Consider the following 14170-nt stretch of genomic DNA (forward strand, 5'->3'; position numbering starts at 1 on the left):
CGGCCGCGGGGCCGGGCGGTCGGTCGTTCGGTGCCGGGGATCGTCGTCCGGACGATCCCCGGACACCGTGGTGCGGTGGCGCGGTGGCGCGGTCAGCAGTTGTGGATGTCGCTGGTGGCCGAGCCGATCTTGACGTCGAGCAGGCCGAGGCCGAGCGGGCTGGCCTTGATGTGGACGGCGTTGACCTCCAGGCCCTGGTCGGCGCCGGCCACCGGGAGTTGCTCGTTGAGGACCAGCGTGACGCCCAGGACCGAGATGACGGTGTTGGGCGCGGGGTGGATGTTCAGGTTGACGGCCACGCCCCCGACGGTGATCGAGGTGACGGTGACCGCTCCCGTGGAGCCGGTGCACCGGGTCTGCGAGGACGCCTGCACCAGGCCGACCTTGATGACCGGGATCCCGACGATCCCGACGGTCGCGTCCTGGACGGAGGCGGTGGCCGTGGAGGTCGCGGGGTCCAGCGCGGTGACCACACTGGCGCACAGGGTGTGCGCGCTGATCAGGCCGGACAGGGTGGCCACGCACGGCGGGGCGTGGGTGCCCGCCGTCGCGGTCGAGACCGGCCCGGTGTCCGGGGTCGGCGAGACGGTGACCAGACCGCCGGCGGCCAGGCCGTACGCACGCCCGGTCAGGTACGTGAAGCGGAGCGTGGCCGTCGCCGTGGCCGGCCGGTAATAGGAGTCGCCGGCGAAGACCGCGGTGACCGGCACGCTGGTGGTCGGCGAGGGCTGGTCGACGTTCGCCAGGGTGCACGAGACGTTGCCTGCGGTGTCGGTGACACCGGAGCAAACTTGCGCGGACGCGCCCGAGCCGAGAGTGAAGGTGACGGTCCTGGTCGCGATCGGGGTGTCGCCGTCCTCCTTGAGCACACCGGACAGGGTGAGCGGCTCGCCGTTGGCAGCGCGGGTCGGGCCCGTATAGGCGAGGGTGGTCTCTTCGAGGGTGACCGTGAATCCGGCACTCGCCGAAGCCGCGGTGTCCGTCGCGTCGCCGGCGAACGACGCGGTCAGCGGGTACGTGCCGGCCGCTTCCGCCGGTGTGAGGGAGCAGGACGCGATTCCCGCGGCGTCCGTGGTCGCCGTGCAGGTCTCGGCGCCGTTCAGGGCGAATGTGACGCTTCGCCCGGCCAGCGGGCCGCCGCTGTCGCTCAAGGCCGCCGACACGGTGGCCGGGTCGTCGAAGTCACCGGTCGTGGAGCCCGCGGAGACGGCCAGGTGTGCCTGCCGCTTCTGCCAGACGACGGCGACGTCGTTGGAGGTGATCGTCCCGGCCGGGTTGGCCGTACCGGCCGTGAGCGTGTCGGTCCCGACGGTGCTGCCGCTGTACGAGAAGGTGGCGACGCCGTCGGAGTCGGTGGTGGCGGTGCCCTTCAGTCCGGCGTCGGGTCCTGAGGTGGCGGCGAACGAGATCGCCGCGCCCTGCAGGCCGGTGCCGCAGGTGTTGGCCAGGGTGGCCTTCACCGTCGCGGTCGACCCGATGGGCAGGGTCTGCGTGGGCGGGGCCAGCACCAAGGTGGCGCCGGGACACGGCAGGCTCCCGACCGACGTCCACTGCGTCGACTCGTTGGTGCCGGCGGGGCAGGAGGCGAGGTCGACGCCGCCGGTGTTGATGACCTTGCCCGTGTCGGTGAACACCTGCGCCGTGCCGTTGATCGAGGCGTCCACTTCCGGTACGACACCCGACTGGCCGCAGTTGCCCGACCAGCTCGCCCCGTTCGGCCCGATGTCGGAGGTGTCGAAGAGGCCGCTGGTGTTGTCGCACCCGCTGGAGGCCCCGCCGGCGGTCTGCGCGATGATGAACTGCTGTCCGGGGGGCAGCACGGTGCCGTGCGGCCACAGGTCGAACACGCAGGTGCTGAGCCTGACCCGCACCGAGTCGAGGGTGACCGGCGCCGGGGAGTTGTTCACGAAGCGGACCGCGCCGCCGTCGAAGCTGCAGCCGCCGTGGCAGCCGGCGAAGATGACGCCCGGGGAACCGTCCCAGGGCGTCGGGAAGTTGGCGGGGTCGGCGCGCAGGTTGTCCGCGTAGCCGACGAAGACGTCGAGGCTGGAGGACGCGGCGGTGGCGGCCGGGCGGGGCTTCGCGGCGGCGTGGCCGGTTCCCGTGGCGGCCTGCGCCCTGGTGAGCGGGCTCGCGACGAGTGCCGCGAGGACCAGCGCCATGATGCCGAGGACGGCAGGGATCGCGCGCAGCGGGGAGCGGGTCCGTGTCATCCCGCGCTCCCGTGGCGTACGCCGGCGCCCCGGTCGCCTCGGCACCCGCCCGGACGGACCTCGTGGGCGGGGGCGGCGCGGTGCTCGGGCCGGAGCGGGTGCCCGGCCGGGACCGGCCGTGCCGGTGCCAGGCGTTGTGCGGCCCGGACCGGGCGCGGCCGGGAGCCGGCCCGGACGCCGGGCGGTGATAAGCGGCCTATGCGCATGCTGTTCCTCCTGGTGTGGACGTCGCGGCCTCCGGCCGCGACGCACGGCACCGCGCCCTCCTCGGGCACGGTCGGCCGGCACTGATCAGGGGTCGTCCCCTCCCCCGCGGAACTGCTCGGAACCCCCCTCACAGCACGACCCGCCTCCTGCGCCGGAAGCCCCGGAAAGCCCCGGGGCCCCGGGAGCCGCGGGAGCCTTCGGGGGTCCGAAAGCCCCGGCAGCCCCCAAGGGGGCGGGAGGCGGCGTCCGTTCGGAGTGCGGCCACCCCGAGCGGGCGGCTCAGCTTGGCATGGATGGATCAGATCATTCGTGAGTTGCCGGAGTATTCCCCCTAATGGGGGAACAGGGCGGTTTCAGGGCGTCAACCATGCACCGCGGTCGGCGGTGGACCGCCCGGCGCGCGGGACGCGTGCGCCACCGCTGCCGGGTGAGCGCTCCCCCTCGGGGGCCCGGCGGCGCGCGGCGCCGCCGCTACAGCTCGGACTCCCCCCAGGAGGCGACGCCCACCTCGTCGCCCACGGACAGCTTGCCGGTCCCGAGCACGGCGAACTTCACGCCGAACGCGACGCCGCCCCCGGCCGCCCGCCGGTAGCCGGCCAGGGTGCGCAGCGGCTCGGGGCCGGTTTTCGCCCCTTCCGCCTGGTCGACCGTCGTGACGACGCAGCGGATGGCGAGTTTGGCGTAGCCGAGTTCCACGCCGCCGATGCGGACCCGCCGGATCCTGTCCTCGGCGTGGGGTTCGTCCCATCCGTCGACGACGATGTTCGGGCGGAACCGGTCGACGGGCAGTGCTGGGGCCCCGCGTTCGGCCATGCGCGCGTTGAGCAGGCCGAGCGCCACGCGCGACACGAGGTGCACGGCGCAACTGTCGGCGTAGCCCGAGGTGCCGGGCGTGCGGCCATCGGTGACCCGGTCGTGCTCCGGCGGTACGCGCACCAGCCTGCTCGGTGCGCCGAGGAACTCCGACAGCCAGCCGGCGGCCTCGTCGCCCTGGTCGATTCCCTTGAAAGGCGCCGCGAACAGCGTCACGTCCCGTCGCGCACCGGATGTGTCCACCTCGACGGCCAGCGGGTCCAGGCCCGGTCCGCGCAGGGTGAGGCGGCTGCCGTCCGCACTGGTCGCGGGGCGGATCAGCGCGAGGCGCGGAGTGCGGCGCTGGCTGCGGAAGACGCCCTCGGCGGTGGTGACCATGAAGCTGCGGTCGTGCGCGATCCCCGCGGACGTCACCTCGGCCTCGTCCACCCGCACGCCGGCGCACCCTTTGACGGGGTAGTACGACAACTCGACGACCCTGGCCACCCGTCCCCCTCGCCGCGCGCCGCCCGCTTGGCTCCAGCCCGACCGTACGGGTGCGGGCGGGGCGCCGACAAGCGGTTTCCCGCCGTGCCGGGGCGCCCTGACGTCTCACCGTGCCCGAGGGCCGGGTGGCCGTCGTCAGCCGCGGCTCGCGGTCGTGCGGTCGCCGGTACGCGTCACAACGCGCGGTGCATGATGTGCAGGCCGACGTAGCCCTTCGCCGGGTGGCGGAAACCCTCCGGGAGGGTGCCGAGGATGTCGAAGCCGAGGGAGCGGTACAGCCGCACCGCGCGGTCGTTCGTCTCCACCACCGCGTTGAACTGCATCGCGCGGTAGCCCGCCGCCCGCGCCCACTCCAGCGTGTACGCGCACAGCGCGCGCCCCACGCCCTGTCCGGAACGCGCCGGGTCCACCATGTAGCTGGCGCCGGCGATGTGCGACCCGTTGCCCATGTGGTTGCGGTTCATCTTCGCGGTGCCGAGGACCGTCCCCGAGTCGTCCACCGCGACGACCGTCCGGCCGGGCGGTGGCAGCAGCCACCAGTCACGGCCCTCGTCCTCGCCGAGGTCGGTCGGATAGGTGAACGTCTCGCCCGCGGCGACAATGGTGCGGAAGAACGGCCAGATGGCCGGCCAGTCCCCCGCGTCCGCTTCCCTGATCAGCACGGGGACAGCATGCCGCGCGCCGGCGCGCCCTCCAAACGCTTTTCGCCTGCCGCGCCGCGACCGGCGGGAGGGCAACGCGCAGGCCCGCGTCAGAACTGTGTCATCGCTTCCTCAGGCCGCGCCCGCACCCGCCGCGCGGCGGCCTAGCCTTCCTGCGTTCGGTCAACTGTCCGCTCGTTTCAGCAGATTGAGGCGGTACCGTGATCACTCGCAGGTCCCTTCTCGGCGCCGGTGCCGGCGCGCTGGCCGTGACCGGTCTCCGGGCCACCACCGGCCAGGCGGCCACCGACCGGGCCGCCCACTACGGCGGCGTCCCGTGGCGCCGGCTGTCCGCGCGGCTGGCGGGCCGCGTGGTGCGCCCCGGCGACGCCGCCTACGCCACGGCCAAGGATCTCTACGACCAGCAGTTCGACGCCATCAGCCCGCAGGCGGTCGCGTACTGCGTGAACCCCGCGGACGTCGCCAGGTGCCTGGAGTTCGCGCAGCACCACCGGCTGCCGTTCGCCGTGCGCAGCGGCGGGCACAGCCTGGGCGGCTATTCCACGACGGACGGGCTGGTCGTCGACGTCTCCTCGCTGAACTCGGTCTCGCTGGACGGCGGTCTGCTCACGGTCGGCCCGGGCGCCCAGGGCGTCGACGTGACGACCGCCCTCGCGCCGCACGGCCTGGGCGTGGTCGGCGGCTACCACCCGTCGGTCGGGGTCGGCGGCTTCTACACCGGCGGCGGTCTGGGGCTGCTGACCCGTTCCCTCGGCATGGGCTGCGACCGGATCACCTCGGCCCGGGTGGTGCTGGCCGACGGCTCCCTCGTCACCGCCTCCCCCACCCGGCACAGCGACCTGTACTGGGCGATCCGCGGGGGCGGCGGCGGCAACTTCGGCGTCGTCACCTCGTACACCATGCAGCCGGCGCCCGTCTCGCAGATCGCCGTCGCCGACCTGGCCTGGAACTGGCAGGACGCGGCGGCGATGCTCGACGGGTACGCGCGCTGGCTGGTGGACGCGCCGCGCACGCTCAACGGCGGCGTCTTCATCGAGCTGCCCGACGCCGCGCCCGGCAACACGCCCGTGCCCTCGGTCTTCATGGCCTGCACCACCGGCGACACCGCCCTGTTGAACGGCGAGGTCGCCCGCCTGCTGTCGCTGACCGGCGCCGCGCCCGTCCAGCGGTCCCCCGCGGCTGCCGTGCCGTACCAGGCCCTGATGATGAACTTCTACGGCTGCGGGTCGATGAGCCCGGACCGGTGCCACCGCGCCGACACCGCGCCGGGCGGCGAGCTCCCCCGCCCCAGCCTGTATCTGCTGCGCAGCCGGCTGTTCCGCTCCGTACCGGGCGAGAGCCTGTGGCGGGACGTGGTGGCCGTCCTCGACAGGAACCGGGCGGCGGGCCAGTCCCGGGCCGTCGAACTGGTGCCGTTCGGCGGCGCGGTCGGCGACCTCGGCCGCACCGACACCGCGTTCGTGCACCGCGACGCGCTGTTCTCCGTGAGCTACCTTGCGGGCATCCAGTCCCCCGCCGCGGCGGACGCGGCCGGGCGGGCGGCCGCCCACGCCTACGTCGACGAGGGCTTCGGCGTCCTGGACCCGCACTCGTCGGGCGAGACGTACCAGAACTTCATCGACGCGAAGCTGACCGGCTGGGCGGAGGCGTACTACGCCGAGAACTACCCGCGCCTGGTCCGGATCAAGAGGAGGTACGACCCGCACGGCGCCTTCCGCTTCGCGCAGGGGATCGCCTGAGCCGCGGGACCTCCGGGGCCGCCGGGGCCGGGCGGCCGCGCCGTCGAGGAGCGACGGCGCGGCCCGCCGAGGAGCCCGGCCGGCCGGCGGGTCAGGCGAACTGCCCCGGCCGGTAGTCGCCGGCCGGCTGGCGGACGATGACGTTCATGCGGTTGTAGGCGTTGATCAGGGCGATGAGGGACACCAGGGCGGCGAGCTGGTCCTCGTCGTAGTGCTTGGCGGCGTTCGCCCACGCCTCGTCGCTGACGCCGCCGGCCGCGTCGGCGATGCGGGTGCCCTGCTCGGTCAGTTCCAGGGCGGCGCGCTCGGCCTCGGTGAAGACCGTGGCCTCCCTCCAGGCCGCGATCAGGTTGAGGCGCTGAGCGCTCTCCCCGGCGTGCGCGGCGTCCTTGGTGTGCATGTCGGTGCAGAAACCGCAGCCGTTGATCTGGCTGGCGCGGATCTTCACCAGTTCCTGGGTCACGGCGGGCAGTTGCGAATCCGTCACGGCCGCGCCGGCGGAGTTGATGTACTTCGCGAACCTGGCCGCGACCGGGGTGCCGTAGTAGTTGATCCGGGCGTTCATCGTGGTCTCTCCTCGCTGCGTGGACGCTTGTACCGGACCGACGTACCGCGCCGCCGCGATGTGACAGGCCGGCCGGCCGAAAGGAATGTGACCTGCGTCTCTTCCCCCACGCGTCCCGCAGCGCCGCGCCCGCCGGCGCTGCGGTCAGGCTGCGACCAGCACGACTTCCAGGGTGCGGGGGCCGTGGACGCCCTCGACACGGTCGAGTTCGATGTCGCTGGTGGCCGACGGCCCGGAGATCCAGGTCAGGGGGCGGGTGGGGTCGAGGCGTTCCAGCGCCTGGGGTACGGAGGAGACGACCTGCCCGGGGACGCGGACGACGCAGATGTGGTGGTCGGGGATGAGGGTGATCCGGCGGCGGCCCTGGCCGGGACCCGCGTCCAGGACGATCGTGCCGGTCTCGGCGATCGCGATCGCGCAGGCCGTCACGACGCTGTCCACCGCGTCCAGCTCGTGGTGGGTCCTGTCGTCCCGGTCGGGGACGCGGTCGGGGGCGGCCTGCGCCAGCCACTCCCCGGGCAGGCCGCCGGGGACCAGGACCCGCCGCGCGCCGCGCTCGGCCAGCAGCCGGGCGATCAGCGCGGGCAGGCCTGCGGTGTCGGTGCGGTGGACCAGGGCCCGGTAGTCCGCGAGGTTGCCCGCGAGCAGGTCCACCGTCTCGGCGACCGTACGGCTGCCGTGCTCGCGCAGGTAGGCGCGGTCGACGGCCCGCTCGTACGGGATGTCGGGCGGTGCCGGGTCGCCGGGGGCGGCGGCCAGTGCGGCACGCACCCGCCCGAGAACGACGTCCCTGCTGTCGGCCGGACCGCTCACCGGATCTCCTCCTTCGCGTCGTGGGTGCGCTGCCACCAGGCGCGGAAGGACTCGGCGGGTACGGGCGGCAGCGCGCGGGTGTCGGTCCAGGCCTTGCCGGGGCCGGGCAGGCGGCGCGGGTGCAGCCGGCGGGTGCGCGAGGCCAGGCGCTGGCCCGCGGCCCAGGCGGCGGGGTGGTCGAGGGCCCAGCGGGCGGCGCGCATCGCGGCGCGTTCGGCGGCGTGCCCCCCGGCGGGCCTGAGCACCTTCCGCTCGCCGCCTTCCACCACCGGCCCGCCCTGGACGACGCGTTCGCGCAGGTGCACCAGTACCTGGGGGATGTCGATGGCGACCGGGCAGACCTCGTAGCAGGCGCCGCACAGGCTGGAGGCGTACGGCAGCGAGGCGTCCAGCTCCGTGGTGACGCCGCGCAGTTGCGGGGTGAGGATGGCGCCGATGGGCCCGGGGTAGGCCGAGCCGTAGGCGTGGCCGCCGGCGCGTTCGTAGACCGGGCACACGTTCAGGCAGGCCGAGCAGCGGATGCAGCGCAGGGCCTGGCGGCCGACGGTGTCGGCCAGCGCGTCGGTGCGGCCGTTGTCCAGCAGCACCAGGTGGAACGTGCCCGGCCCGTCGCCGTCGGTGGTACCGGTCCACATGGTGGTGTAGGGGTTCATGCGTTCCGCGGTGGACGAGCGCGGCAGGGTCTGCAGGAAGACCTCCAGGTCGCGCCAGGTGGGCACGATCTTCTCGATGCCGACGACGGAGATGAGCGTCTGCGGCAGGGTCAGGCACATCCGGCCGTTGCCCTCCGACTCCAGCACCACCATCGTGCCGGTCTCGGCCACCATGAAGTTCGCCCCGGACACGGCGACCTTCGCCCGCAGGAACTTCTCCCGCAGGTGCAGGCGTGCCGCCTCGGCCAGCTCCGCCGGGGCGTCGGTCAGCCCGGCCGGCGCCGGGCGCCCCCGCGCGCCCATCTCCGCGCGGAAGATGTCGCGGATCTCGCCGCGGTTCTTGTGGATCGCCGGCACCAGGATGTGCGAGGGCCTGTCGTGGCCGAGCTGCACGATCAGCTCGGCGAGGTCGGTCTCCACCGCGCTGATCCCCTCGGCCTCCAGCGCGGCGTTGAGGTCGATCTCCTGGGTGGCCATCGACTTGACCTTCACCACCTCGCTCTCGCCGGTGGCCTTGACCAGGCCGGTGACGATGCGGTTGGCCTCGGCGGCGTCCGCGGCCCAGTGGACGGTGCCGCCCGCGGCGGTCACCGCCGCCTCCAACTGCTCCAGGTAGCGATCCAGGTGGCGCAGCGTGTGGTCCTTGATCTGCCGGCCGGCCTCCCGCAGCGCGTCCCAGTCCGCCAGCTCCCCGACCGCGACCGCCCGTTTGGCCCTGATGGTGTGCGTGGCGTGCCGCAGGTTGCCCCGCAGCGTGCTGTCGCGCACCGCCTCGTGCGCCGCCCGCGGAAAGGCGGGAAGCCCCAGGAACGTACCGCTCATGCCCCACACTCCTCGTCGGTGCCGGCCGGGACCGGCGATGTGGACCATGCCCACCCTACGGCGTGCCCTCACCCCGCCGGACGGCGGCCGCTCGGCGGTGGAAGCGGCCGGTCCGCACCAGCTGTCCGGGGATGGAGGCGAGCATCCCGCGTCTTTGGGCGTCGATGCCCAAGGGGCGCGGGGGCGCGGAAGCCGGTGTCGTGAAGGTGTGTCAGCAGGTGGTGCACGGCAGGGGTCCGCGGCCCGGCGGGACGGCGGACGGTGTCGCCGAGGCGGACGACGCCGACGCTGACGTTCGCCCAAACAAGGGCTGTTCTTGCTCCTTGTTCACGAAACTCCGTGTGCGGGACGGTGCCCGCGCCCGCGCCGCCCCGGGGCCCGGTTCCGGCAGCCGGCGCGCTCCTGGTCACTCCCGGGAGTCGGTTCCGGTCCACTGCGGTGCCAGGGCGCACACCATGTAGTGCGTACGGGCCCAGCGCGCCCACACCTGCGAGTCGACGCCATCGGGGCCCGCGGCGAAGCGGGCGCACTCGGGGCAGCCGGGTCTGGGTGCGGGGGTGGCGGCGTGCTCGTCGAGGTGGTGGGCGGCCCACGCGTAGAGGAAGGCCCCGGGGTTGGGGGTCGCGGGGTCGAGGAAGCGCGACTCCAGGACTGCGCACCGGGCGCATCCCAGGGGGACGGTGACACCTTCACTCACGGAACAGAGAGTACGTTCCCCGGCACAGGACCGCGCGCGGGTTCTTCGAACGGTGGCCTCGCGCCGGCGGGAGAACCGCGGCGGCCGGTTGACGGGGGCCGCGCTCCGGGTGCGCCGGGCGCGGGGGCGGGCGCGGGGGCGGGCGCGGGAGCAGGCCCGGAAGCGGCCCGGGAGCAGACGCGGGAGCAGGCCCGGCGGGGGGCCGCCTGACGGCGCGGGAGCGGGGCCCGGCCCGGGTCGGAGGCGGGTTCCGGGTCCGCTCGCCCGCCGCGCGGTCAGCGCACCCGTACCTCTTCCTCCTCGCTCTCCTCACCGGGGACGTTGACGTCCCTGACGTTGATGTTGATCTCGACGACCTCCAGCCCGGTCATGCGCTCGACGGCGCCGGCGACCCGGCTGCGGATCTCGGTGGCGGCCTCGGAGATGTGGGTGCCGTAGACCACGACGATGTCCAGGTCGAGTGCCGCCTGCTTCTCGCCGACCTCGGCCTTCACGCCGCGGGTGGGATCGGAGGAGCGGGCCACCCGGTCGCGTACGGCCCCCACCGCCCGGGCGGTGCCGCCGCCCATGGTGTGGACCCCCTCGACCTCGCGTGTGGCGATGCCGGCGATGGTCGCCACCACCGAATCCGCGATGGTGGTCCTCCCTGCGATGTCCTTCCCCCTGTTCGTGGAGACGCCGGCGGACTGGCGCGCGCTGGTGGTCATGGGACGTCCCTTCGGGTCTTTCGCGGTTCTCCTGCGATGGCTGACGGATGCCGTGTGCCGACGGGTGCGGTGCGCCGGCGGTCGCCGGTACGGCGTCGTACCGCCGACGCCGGTGGGGCTCGTGAGGTCCGGCGAGCGCCCGACCGCACGGGCCGCCCCCGCCCGCGTACCGGCCGGATCGCCGGCACGTGTGCGCCGCGCGCGCCCGCCGCCGTCGCGTGGGGCCGCACGGCGGCACGCGGGGTCCGGGACCGCCGCGTGCGCCCCAAGTCGGGGCGGGCGGCGCGGACATCGGAACGCGGCCCTGTCTTCACTGTGCGGCCGGTGGCACCCGCCCGCCACTTCGGACGGCCGCCGGACACGCAGGGGTGCGGGCCGGTCGCCGTGCGTCGACGGCGGCCCCCGGTTCAGGCGGTGAGTTCCTGGGTCAGCGGGACGGCCCGGGACAGGTGCACGGTGCCGTAGGTGATCACGGCCAGGCCCGCGATTTCCGGCAGGGTCCACCAGCCGGTGCGGATGTGCTCGCCGTAGAGGAAGACGCCGAGGGCGAGACTCACGACGGCGTCGCCGAGAGTCAGGGCCGGCTGGGAGACGGCGATGGAACCGGCCTGGAGGGCGTTCTCCAGGAGGAAGACCGCGGTGATGCCGCACAGCGCGAAGCCGTAGGTCTGCCAGGCGGTGAGGAAGGCGGTCCCGCCGTGCTGGGAGAAGGTGTCGGCGGCGGATTTCATCATGGCGGCGGTCATGGCGTTGGCGACGGCGGCGGCGGCGCCGAGCAGGGCCGCGCGCGGCGCACCGGAGGGGCGGTGCCGGGCGAGTGCCACCGCGACGGCGACCACGCCGCCGCACAGCACGAGAGCGGGGATCCAGCGGACCATCGCCGCCTGCTTCGCGCCCCCGGCGGGCGCCGCGCTTCCCAGGGCCAGCGCCAGCCCGGCGACCATGCAGCCGACCGCGAACCACCCGGAGCGCGGCAGGCGGCGGTGCAGCACCGGCACGGAGATCAGCAGGGCGAAGGGCAGTTCGAGGATGAAGAGGGGCTGGGCGAGCACCAGCGGTCCGGTGACCAGCGCGAGCGCCTGGAAGAGGGCCGCCCCCGCCACCCCGCAGATGCCCAGCAGCCACACGGGCTGGCGGACCATGTCCACCATGAGCCTGGGGCGCAGCGCGTCCTCGGCCGGCACCGACAGGGCCGCCTTGCGCTGCAGGACGGTACCCGTCGCGTTGCTGGCCGCGCCGAGCAACGCGAAGACGACGCACAGCGCCAGCAGCATCGGCCTCCCCGTGGGCGCGGGTCCCGGACGGGGCCCGGGACGACGATTTCCTACGTTTTCCGACGTCCAGCATCGCCCCACGGCGCGCTCGGCGCGAAACGGAGCGCGCGGCGCGGTCGCGCCGGGCAGGCACAGCGAGGCGCGCACGGCGGGCGCGGAGCGGGGGCACGCCCCGGGTGCGCCGGGTGACGGGGCCCCGTCGCGCGGCGCGCCCGGGTTGCCGCCCCCACCCCCGCAGCCGGAGGCCGCCCGCCGGACACCGGGCGGGCCGCCCGCCCCGGCAGGAGCCGGCGCGGGCGGCCCGTCGCCCGGTGTACGTCCCGTACGGTCCCGCGCCGCAGTCGGCACCTCGCCGCGCGAGAAGCCGTTCCGGTGGGCCCCGGCCGTCCGCCGCGCGCGTCAGCTCGTGTAGTCGACCGGCCGCGGGGACGGGCGGTCGGGGGCCGCGGGGCGGGTCGGGCCGCCGCGGGTGACGGGGCCGCGGGCCAGCCGGTGGGCGCCGACCGCCAGAAGCGCCGCGAGCAGACCGCCGCCGCCCGTCCACAGCCACCGCGGCGACCACCAGGTGCCGGCCCAGCCGCCGGAAGGCTCGACGGACGGGGAGTTCGCGGACACCACGGGCGCCACCGAACCGTCGACCGCCTGGCTGCCCGCCGTGCCCGAGGAGGTCGCCTTCACCACAGCGGAGACCGGCAGTCCCAGGTCGGCGGGCGGCAGGTCGACGACGGTGAGGCGGATGTAGTAGGCGCCGCGCAGCGGGTCGTTGGACCACGGCTCGGCCCAGGCCCGGATGGTGCGCAGCTTGCAGGTCAGCGTCACCGAGCCGGCGTCCGCGGCGACGGTGCGGGTCTGCGCGCCGTAGCGGCACGGCTGGCGGCGGCGCAGGCCGTCGTAGACGTCGACCTGCCAGGTGGACGGGCCGTGCCGCGGTGCCGCGGCCGGGAAGGTCACGGTGGCGTCCACGGAGACGTGGCTGCCGGTGTCGGCCGGGAACGTCCAGTACAGGTAGTCGCCCGCCGAGGCGGCCGCGGTGCCTTCCTGCCCCTGGCGCAGGACGGCGGCGGTACGGAAGCTCGTGCCCGCCTCGGCCGGCGCCGCGTGGCCCCCGTCCGCCGTCGCCGTCGCCGACGCGGTGGGCGCGGGGCCGCTCGCCGGGGTGTCCGCGTGCGCCGCGCCCGCGAGGGCGAACAGCGAGGCCGCGGCCAGTGCGGCGGCGGCTGCCGGCAGTCGAGGCGTGCGCATCAGCGGGTCCTCCCCGAGTTCAGGTTCCAGCGGGCGATCCAGCCGGTCAGCAGGCCGGCGACCACGCCGGCGGCGGCGAGCGCGCCCAGCAGCCACCAGCCGCGGCCCAGCCCGTAGAAGGCGACGTCGGAGGGCTGGTCGGGGCCGTGCACGAGGTCGACGGACAGTTCCACGGGCAGGCCGGGGGCGGTCTTGACGGAGGCCGGGGCCGAGAAGGAGTTGCCGACCTGGAGGCACACCGTCTCGGGCGGGGTGCCGGACTCCCCCTTCGGCTTGGGGTAGCGGATGCCGGCGGAGACCACGTCGGTGCGGCCGGTGCCGGCCTCGTCGTCGCGGACGATCTCCCGCCCGTGCAGGGTGACGCCGCGCAGCAGGACCCCGTAGTCCGCGTTGATCGTCCGGTCGTCGGCGACGCTGACCGCGGCTCGCAGTTCCTGCCCGGCCGGGACCTCGACCCGGTACCAGCGGTTCTCGGAGAACATCTCGCGGTCGGTGTAAAGGCCTTGGCGCAGCATCGGGGCGTCCGCGCAGTCGGCGGCGCCCTTGGTGGCCACGGGCTGCACGCCGGGGTCGGTGCTGCGGTGCACCAGTTGCTCGACCTTGCTGGTGAGCTGCTGCCGGTGGGCGACGGCGGTGTAGGTGCCGCCGGTCGCGGCCGCGATGCAGCTGAGCTGGTTGCGGGTGGACACGTCGGGGACGAGGCCGAGGGTGTCGATGACCAGGTGGATGCCGCCGGCGGCTATGTCGCGTGCCACGTCGCAGGGGTTGAGCGGGGCGCAGGTGTCCTCGCCGTCGGTGATGAGCACCAGGCGGCGGGTGCCGTCGCCGCCCTTGAGGTCGTTCGCGGCCTGCTGCAGCGCGGGACCGATCGGCGTCCAGCCGGTGGGCGCCAGTGTGGCGACGGCGGTCTTGGCCTCGGTGCGGTCCACGTTCCCTACCGGGTACAGCAGCCGGGTGTCCTTGCAGCCGGTCCTGCGGTTGTTGCCGCGGTAGTCGGCGCCCAGCGTGCGTATGCCGAGCTGGACGCCCTGCGGCACGGAGTCCAGGACGTCGTCGAACGCCTGCTTGGCGGCCGACATCCGGGACTGGCCGTCGATGTCGCGGGCACGCATCGAGCCGCTCACGTCCAGGACGAGCTCCACTTTCGGGGCGGCCTGGGGGTCGGCGGAGGGCGTGGGCTCGTCCGCCGAGGCCGGGGCGGGCAGGAGGCCGCAGGCGAGCACGGCGAACAGCCCGCCGGCCGCGCCCGCGGTCAACAGCTTTCTGAAGATCATCGG

At 74.7% G+C, this 14170-nt stretch carries 12 protein-coding genes; 1 reads left to right on the top strand and 11 read right to left on the bottom strand.

Annotated features, from left to right (window positions below; translation table 11 throughout):
• Positions 1-92: 92 nt before the first annotated feature.
• From K7G61_RS13600 to K7G61_RS13610, 3 genes are all read right to left on the bottom strand, one after another.
• Entirely contained in the window at positions 93-2213 is a 2121-nt protein-coding gene (locus K7G61_RS13600; protein WP_225847043.1) for a choice-of-anchor P family protein, read from the bottom strand.
• Positions 2214-2891: 678 nt separating this feature from the next.
• Positions 2892-3719: an MOSC domain-containing protein gene (locus K7G61_RS13605; RefSeq protein ID WP_225847044.1), complete on the bottom strand. Its 828-nt coding sequence runs from the start codon at positions 3717-3719 to the stop codon at positions 2892-2894.
• A gap of 173 nt (positions 3720-3892) precedes the next feature.
• The gene (locus K7G61_RS13610) at positions 3893-4381 is read right to left on the bottom strand and encodes a GNAT family N-acetyltransferase (RefSeq protein ID WP_225847045.1); all 489 of its coding nucleotides are present in this window, start codon (positions 4379-4381) and stop codon (positions 3893-3895) included.
• Between the two features lie 200 nt (positions 4382-4581).
• Between K7G61_RS13610 and K7G61_RS13615 the strand changes: the two genes are divergently transcribed.
• Complete coding sequence (locus tag K7G61_RS13615) at positions 4582-6120, top strand: FAD-binding oxidoreductase (RefSeq protein WP_225847046.1); 1539 nt, start codon at positions 4582-4584, stop codon at positions 6118-6120.
• A gap of 91 nt (positions 6121-6211) precedes the next feature.
• Here K7G61_RS13615 and K7G61_RS13620 read toward each other — a convergent pair whose 3' ends face one another.
• The 8 genes from K7G61_RS13620 to K7G61_RS13655 all read right to left on the bottom strand — a co-directional run bounded on the left by K7G61_RS13620 (position 6212) and on the right by K7G61_RS13655 (position 14167).
• Positions 6212-6685 carry a carboxymuconolactone decarboxylase family protein gene (locus K7G61_RS13620; RefSeq protein ID WP_225847047.1) on the bottom strand — a complete coding sequence of 158 codons (474 nt, stop codon included), beginning with the start codon at positions 6683-6685 and terminating at the stop codon, positions 6212-6214.
• A 144-nt stretch (positions 6686-6829) separates the two neighbouring features.
• Positions 6830-7498, bottom strand: a complete 669-nt coding sequence (locus K7G61_RS13625; RefSeq protein WP_374204124.1) for a lactate utilization protein C — start codon at positions 7496-7498, stop codon at positions 6830-6832.
• Positions 7495-8973 (bottom strand): lactate utilization protein B, encoded by a 1479-nt coding sequence (locus K7G61_RS13630; protein WP_225847048.1) that lies wholly within the window; start codon positions 8971-8973, stop codon positions 7495-7497. Before K7G61_RS13630 ends, K7G61_RS13625 begins: the two co-directional genes overlap by 4 nt.
• Positions 8974-9379: 406 nt before the next feature.
• Positions 9380-9670 carry a hypothetical protein gene (locus tag K7G61_RS13635; protein WP_225847049.1) on the bottom strand — a complete coding sequence of 97 codons (291 nt, stop codon included), beginning with the start codon at positions 9668-9670 and terminating at the stop codon, positions 9380-9382.
• A gap of 275 nt (positions 9671-9945) precedes the next feature.
• Positions 9946-10377, bottom strand: coding sequence for an Asp23/Gls24 family envelope stress response protein (locus K7G61_RS13640; protein ID WP_225847050.1), 432 nt, complete (start codon positions 10375-10377; stop codon positions 9946-9948).
• Positions 10378-10784: 407 nt separating this feature from the next.
• Positions 10785-11648, bottom strand: a complete 864-nt coding sequence (locus K7G61_RS13645; RefSeq protein ID WP_225847217.1) for a DMT family transporter — start codon at positions 11646-11648, stop codon at positions 10785-10787.
• 402 nt (positions 11649-12050) lie between these two features.
• Entirely contained in the window at positions 12051-12893 is an 843-nt protein-coding gene (locus tag K7G61_RS13650) for a hypothetical protein (protein ID WP_225847051.1), read from the bottom strand.
• Entirely contained in the window at positions 12893-14167 is a 1275-nt protein-coding gene (locus tag K7G61_RS13655) for a VWA domain-containing protein (protein ID WP_225847052.1), read from the bottom strand. The genes K7G61_RS13650 and K7G61_RS13655 overlap by 1 nt, the downstream gene beginning before the upstream one ends.
• Positions 14168-14170: the final 3 nt, after the last annotated feature.

It is taken from the genome of Streptomyces sp. HPF1205 (assembly GCF_020400825.1).
GTDB lineage: Bacteria > Actinomycetota > Actinomycetes > Streptomycetales > Streptomycetaceae > Actinacidiphila.